Source organism: Mesorhizobium sp. M8A.F.Ca.ET.021.01.1.1 (assembly GCF_003998025.1).
Classification (GTDB): domain Bacteria; phylum Pseudomonadota; class Alphaproteobacteria; order Rhizobiales; family Rhizobiaceae; genus Mesorhizobium.
In genome coordinates, this window is sequence record NZ_RZSJ01000461.1 from 1 (window position 1) to 5,133 (window position 5,133).

The following is a 5,133-nucleotide window of genomic DNA, read 5'->3' on the forward strand; positions in this document are numbered from 1 at the left end:
CTTCGAGGTGGGAAATGTTTCCGCGCAGTCCCGCTTCCTCGGCGGCCTCGCGCGCTGCCGCTTCGCAGAGCGGCTCCCGAGCTTCCGGCCAGCCTTTTGGAAGCACCCAGCGGCCGGTATCGCGGCTGGTGATCAGCATGACCTCGACGCCGTTCCCGGCATCGCGCCAGGGCAGGGCGGCAACCTGCAGACGACACGGCGCCGTACCAAAGAGTCGCCGGACCCTCTCAGCCAGGTGGTTGTGTGTGGTTGGCCGTGTCAACATCGGAGAAGCTAGCCCCAAGCCTCCAGAATCGTTTGCCGTCTCACGAATCTTACGGCTAATTGTGACCAATAAAAGTAAAAACTTTGGTCAAGCTGGCTGATTCCCGTCAACAGAGGTCGATTTCACAGGATATCTTGTCGGCGGATCAGTCTGCGCAAGCAAATATTATCGCCGGCGACGGCCTGATTGGGGAAAAAACGGCTTGCCGCGAATCAACCGGCGTGATCGTCGGCGATCGGCTTTTGATAGGTGAAACCCATGTCCCAGGGAAAATAGATCCAGGTGTCCTGGCTGACCTCGGTGACGAAAGTATCGACCAGCGGCCGGCCCTTGGGCTTGGCGTAGACGGTCGCGAAATGGGCCTTGGGCATCATTGCCCGCACGATGCCGGCGGTCTTGCCGGTGTCGGTCAGGTCGTCGATGATCAGCACGCCGGCGCCATCGTCGGCCAGCAAGGCCGGCGTTATCTCCTTCAGCACCTGCAATTGTCCCTGGCTGGTGTAGTCGTGATAGGAGGCGACACAGACTGTCTCGATGATGCGGATGCCGAGTTCGCGCGAGATGATCGCCGCCGGGACCAGGCCACCGCGCGTAATGCAGACGATAGCCTTCCACTGGCCTTTGCTGGTGCCGGCAAGCCGCCAGGCAAGCGCGCGGGCGTCGCGATGGAACTGGTCCCAGGAGACCGGGAAGGCTTTTTCGGGAAGGGACATTTTTCGCGCACTCCACGGCACGCGGCGGCCGCGTGCGAGAAAACAGGTGAATGCGCGCGGAATTAACTGGAAACCCTTGGGTTTGGCAAGGGAGAGCGGTCGCGATCGCTGTGGACTTATCTCGACAGGAAAGTCGCTACCTGCGCCGTGCGCAGCACCGTGCGTGTCACCCCGCCGAACAGAAGCTGGCGCAGCCAGGAGTGGCTGTAGGCGCCAAGCACCAGGAGATCGGCACCGGTCTCCGCGATCCTGTTCTGGATCATGTCGTCGACCGAACTCCCGCCCGATTTCTGCACCGAGACACTGACGGTGGCGCCGTGGCGCGACAGGGCCGACGCGATTTCGGCGCCCGCGGCCTCCGGGCTTTCGTCGAGCGTATCGGGCGGATCTATGACCAGTATGTCGGTTTTCTCGGCCTCGATGATGAAGGGCAAGGCATCGAAGGCGGCGCGGGCGGCCTCCTTGCTGCCGTTCCAGGCGAGCAGCACGCGTTTGAAGGTGGTGACGAGAGGACCGGCATGCGGCACGACCAGGACCGGCCGGCCGGCATCGTAGACCAGCGTATCGACGTCCGCGCTCGGATCGCCGCCGGTCTCGCGTTGGGCGGCGATGATGAGATCGGCGGCGCGCACGCTTGAAATGCCGGTCAGCGCGCTGTCGCCGGAGAAGCTCTCCAGGCTGCGCCATTCGAAGGAGAGGCCGGAATCCTCGACCCGCCCGAGGAAGACAGCCTGGAGCTTGTCTGCCCGCTCCCGATTCATGTCGGCGGAAACCTGCAGGAACTCCGTATCGGGAAAGCCCGTCGCCGACGTGTAGGGCACCGGGAGCGCCTCGGCATGGATGCCGATCAGATGGCTCTCGAAGCGGCTGGCAAGCGGAATGGCGCAGTCGAGCACCCGCTCGGCGTCCTGTTCATTCTGCAGAATGGCAACGATGGTCTTGAAACGCATGATGATCCCTCAATCTTGCGAGCGACCGGCCTCGCGGCAGGGAAACGTTACAGCCCCGTTCTTGGTTCCGGCCCGGCCGGATCAGTTCGCCTTGTCGGCGAAGCCAGCCACTATGGCCTCGACGTCGGCGCGCGCGGCCTCAAGCGCATCCGCGCTGCGGGCACGCACCACAAGTTCAGTCCAGAACTTGCCGTCGCCATATTTGGGGTAGGAGCCGATGATCGTATCCGGATGCGCTTTCTGGATCTCGCCCAATGGCCCGCCGACAAGGCCCTCGCCGAACGGGCAGTGCACCGTGGCCGACAGCATTTTGGTGCCGGCTCTCAGGGTCGGGACGACATTGTCGAGCATGGCCTGGAAGATCGACGGCACGCCGGCCATGACATGGACGTTGCCGATGCGGAAGCCGGGCGCCACGGACACCGGGTTGTCGATAAGGTCGGCGCCGCGCGGCATTCGCGCCATGCGCTTGCGGGCCTGCGTGTATTCGATGCCGCGCGCGGCATAGCTCGCCTCCAGCAGGGCGTAGGCCTTGGCATCGTATTCGCAAGGCACGCCGAACGCCTTGGCGATCGAATCGGCCGTGATGTCGTCATGCGTCGGACCGATGCCGCCGGTGGTGAACACATAGGTATAGCGCGCGCGCACGGCGTTCACCGCCGCGACGATCTCGTCCTCCTCGTCGGGTACGATGCGCACCTCTTTCAGGTCGATGCCGATCGCCGTCATGATATCGGCGAGGTGGCCGATGTTCTTGTCCTTGGTGCGACCGGACAGAATCTCATCGCCGATGACCAGCATGGCGGCAGTAACGATTTCAGGCATGGAAGGCTCCGGCAGACGCGTAGTCTGAATAGCGCGGCGGACAAGCGGCGGCAATGCCGCCCAAATGGCGGACGACCCGGCATACACGGATATCACCTGGATTGCAGTGGTTGGCTGGCCTGGACGGGAACAAGCCTGATTGTTCTCGGACCCGGGCTGTGAACGACCGCCTCGCCAAGTCGGTCTGTTTTGTCCATCCTTGCGGCGCCATCGCGGGCGGGTAAGGTGCGCGGCTCGGATCCGGGTGAGGAATGCTGATGTCGATTCTGCTCTGGCTGTTTGGCGCGGCGTTTCTGGCGGCGATCCTCGTGCTTGCCTCTCTGCTGCTGGCCACGCTGTGGATCGCGGCGAAAGCGGAAAGATTGGTGCCGCCGGTCGGAAAATTCGTCGAGATCGACGGCAACCGCATCCACTATGTCGATGTCGGGCAGGGACGGCCGATCGTCTTCGTGCATGGGCTTGGCGCCCAGCTGCATCATTTCCGGCACACCGTGTTTGGCCGTTTCGGTCCTGGCTACCGGCTGATCGCGCTCGACCGTCCGGGCTCGGGCTATTCGACGCGGGCAAGCGGAGCGACGGGCCGCTTGCCCGAGCAGGCCGAGATCATCAGGCGCTTCATCGAAAGCCTGCGACTGGAAAGGCCGTTGGTGGTGGGCCATTCCCTGGGCGGCGCCATCGCGTTGACCCTGGCCGTCGAACATCCCAATGCGATTTCAGGCATCGCATTGCTGGCGCCCTTGACGCATCTGGAGACAAGGACGCGCCAAGGATTTGACCTGCTGTACATTTCTTCACGCCTGTTGCGGTGGTTCATGGCCTATACCGTGGCGATACCAGCAAGCCTCAGATATGCCCGGCCGACGATGGACTTCATCTTCGCGCCGCAAGCCGTCCCTGGCGACTATATGAGCGGGGGAGGCGGATGGCTCGGCTTGAGGCCCGGCCACTACCATGCGACATCGACCGATGTCGTGGCTGTCGAGGAGGATCTCGGCCACATCGAGCGCCGCTATGGCGAGATCGCCATGCCGGCCGGCATTCTCTTCGGCGGCGCCGATCGCGTCATCGGCATGGCTGTCCATGGCGAGCCGATGCGGGAAAAGGTCGAAGGACTAGATTTCGAACCCGTCGACGGTCTCGGCCACATGCCGCAATTCGTCGAGCCGGAACGGGTTGTTGCCTTCATCAAACGCATCGCGCGACGTGCTTTTTCAGATGCGGCATCACCAAGGGTTCACGACAATTTCAATGAACCATCCGGCTGATCGCCGGGTTTACCCCGTGTCGCATCCCAAGGCGGCCAAGATACGGAGTAATTCAATGTACAGAAAACTTTTCGCAGCATCCGTCCTGACGATCGGTCTCGCCACATCGGCGATGGCCCAGTCGTCGGACGCTACCTATCCCAACCATCACAATTGGTGGCTGTTCGGCAATGATGATTCCTCTGCCGTCGACCAGAGCACCACCGGCAGCATCAACGGCGATGGTTCCGGATTGAATACCCTTGGCAATCCTGGCCCGGCCGGACCTTGTGCCTCAAACACTCCAGGCCCCGATGCCAATGCTCAGCGCAACATCAACGATCAGTACTGCGGCAAATAGCCAGCCGCGGGCTTGTCGCCCGCCGCCGGACGCCATCTTTCCTGGCGTCGGCGGCTGGCGCCTGGCTGGATATCAATCCGAGATTTCGGTCTGAGGCCGGTCGCGGCCGTCGGCAAGTTCCTCATGCCATTTGCCCTCGGCGTCCTCATACTGGATGCCATCGGTGGAACCCGCCACTTGTTGTTCGGCCGAAGCGATCTCGGCGGCGCGCAACGCATCCTGACGGGTGGGAAATGTCTCCGAGAAGGTCGCGCCGACCTTGTAGGCCCAGCCACCGTCATGCTCGACGATCTTGTAAGTCAGCTTCGCCATCAAAACCTCCAGTTAAAGGTCCGCCTGCTCAATGCAACCGGTCGTCTGGCAGCCGGTCGTCGGGCACCAGCACTTCCGATTCCTTGGCGGCCTCGATCAGTGCCCGGCGCGCTTCCGCCGTCGAACGATATCCTTCCAGCACTTTGAGGCAAGTGTCGAGGGCATCTCGATGACGAGGTCCGCGATTGAGCGGCCACACAGTCATCAGGCACTCCGCCGCCTCCTGGGTCGAGCGGATATGGCGATATTTGCCGACATGGCCAAGCTCGACCACGACGGGCGTCTCAAAAGGCTTGTTGTCCATCATGGCCGCAACGCAAAGCAGCCAATTTGGTTGCAAAAATGGCCTTCGGCCTGCGCCCAAAGGTCGCGTCAAGTCCGTGACGCGCTTTGGATCTCGGCGTGACGCAAGCGTTGCCCCGGACCGGATCCGCCCTCGGATCAGCCCCGGGGCATGCCTCTG

8 protein-coding genes are annotated in these 5,133 nt (G+C 62.7%); 2 read left to right on the plus strand and 6 right to left on the minus strand.

The window, feature by feature from the left end; genetic code table 11:
* From EOA36_RS27040 to EOA36_RS27055, 4 genes are all read right to left on the minus strand, one after another.
* On the minus strand, positions 1-265 hold a 265-nt coding region (locus EOA36_RS27040), incomplete at its 3' end, for an NUDIX domain-containing protein (protein ID WP_127280161.1).
* A 212-nt stretch (positions 266-477) separates the two neighbouring features.
* Positions 478-978 carry a xanthine phosphoribosyltransferase gene (gene gpt / locus EOA36_RS27045; protein WP_127280162.1) on the minus strand — a complete coding sequence of 167 codons (501 nt, stop codon included), beginning with the start codon at positions 976-978 and terminating at the stop codon, positions 478-480.
* Positions 979-1,094: 116 nt separating this feature from the next.
* Positions 1,095-1,928, minus strand: a complete 834-nt coding sequence (locus EOA36_RS27050) for a universal stress protein (RefSeq protein WP_127280163.1) — start codon at positions 1,926-1,928, stop codon at positions 1,095-1,097.
* Between the two features lie 81 nt (positions 1,929-2,009).
* On the minus strand, positions 2,010-2,753 hold the full coding sequence (locus EOA36_RS27055; protein ID WP_127280164.1) for a competence/damage-inducible protein A: 744 nt from the start codon (positions 2,751-2,753) through the stop codon (positions 2,010-2,012).
* A 257-nt stretch (positions 2,754-3,010) separates the two neighbouring features.
* Here EOA36_RS27055 and EOA36_RS27060 point away from each other — a divergent pair, with 257 nt between their 5' ends.
* Together EOA36_RS27060 and EOA36_RS27065 are read left to right on the plus strand one after the other, a co-directional pair.
* Entirely contained in the window at positions 3,011-4,018 is a 1,008-nt protein-coding gene (locus EOA36_RS27060) for an alpha/beta hydrolase (protein ID WP_245464480.1), read from the plus strand.
* Entirely contained in the window at positions 4,002-4,358 is a 357-nt protein-coding gene (locus EOA36_RS27065) for a hypothetical protein (RefSeq protein WP_245464481.1), read from the plus strand. Before EOA36_RS27060 ends, EOA36_RS27065 begins: the two co-directional genes overlap by 17 nt.
* A 72-nt stretch (positions 4,359-4,430) precedes the next feature.
* Here the strand turns inward: EOA36_RS27065 and EOA36_RS27070 are convergent, their stop codons facing one another.
* Both EOA36_RS27070 and EOA36_RS27075 read right to left on the minus strand, forming a co-directional pair.
* Entirely contained in the window at positions 4,431-4,670 is a 240-nt protein-coding gene (locus EOA36_RS27070) for a DUF2188 domain-containing protein (RefSeq protein WP_127280166.1), read from the minus strand.
* Between the two features lie 28 nt (positions 4,671-4,698).
* A complete protein-coding gene (locus tag EOA36_RS27075) occupies positions 4,699-4,977 on the minus strand; it encodes a DUF982 domain-containing protein (RefSeq protein ID WP_127280167.1) in 279 nt (92 codons plus the stop codon).
* Positions 4,978-5,133 lie beyond the last annotated feature (156 nt).

Bases quoted from the DNA above. Each gene is read 5' to 3' on its own strand.
- gpt (WP_127280162.1), bottom strand. From the start codon at position 978: ATGTCCCTTCCCGAAAAAGCCTTCCCGGTCTCCTGGGACCAGTTCCAT.
- EOA36_RS27050 (WP_127280163.1), bottom strand. From the start codon at position 1,928: ATGCGTTTCAAGACCATCGTTGCCATTCTGCAGAATGAACAGGACGCC.
- EOA36_RS27055 (WP_127280164.1), bottom strand. From the start codon at position 2,753: ATGCCTGAAATCGTTACTGCCGCCATGCTGGTCATCGGCGATGAGATT.
- EOA36_RS27060 (WP_245464480.1), top strand. From the start codon at position 3,011: ATGTCGATTCTGCTCTGGCTGTTTGGCGCGGCGTTTCTGGCGGCGATC.
- EOA36_RS27065 (WP_245464481.1), top strand. From the start codon at position 4,002: ATGAACCATCCGGCTGATCGCCGGGTTTACCCCGTGTCGCATCCCAAG.
- EOA36_RS27070 (WP_127280166.1), bottom strand. From the start codon at position 4,670: ATGGCGAAGCTGACTTACAAGATCGTCGAGCATGACGGTGGCTGGGCC.
- EOA36_RS27075 (WP_127280167.1), bottom strand. From the start codon at position 4,977: ATGATGGACAACAAGCCTTTTGAGACGCCCGTCGTGGTCGAGCTTGGC.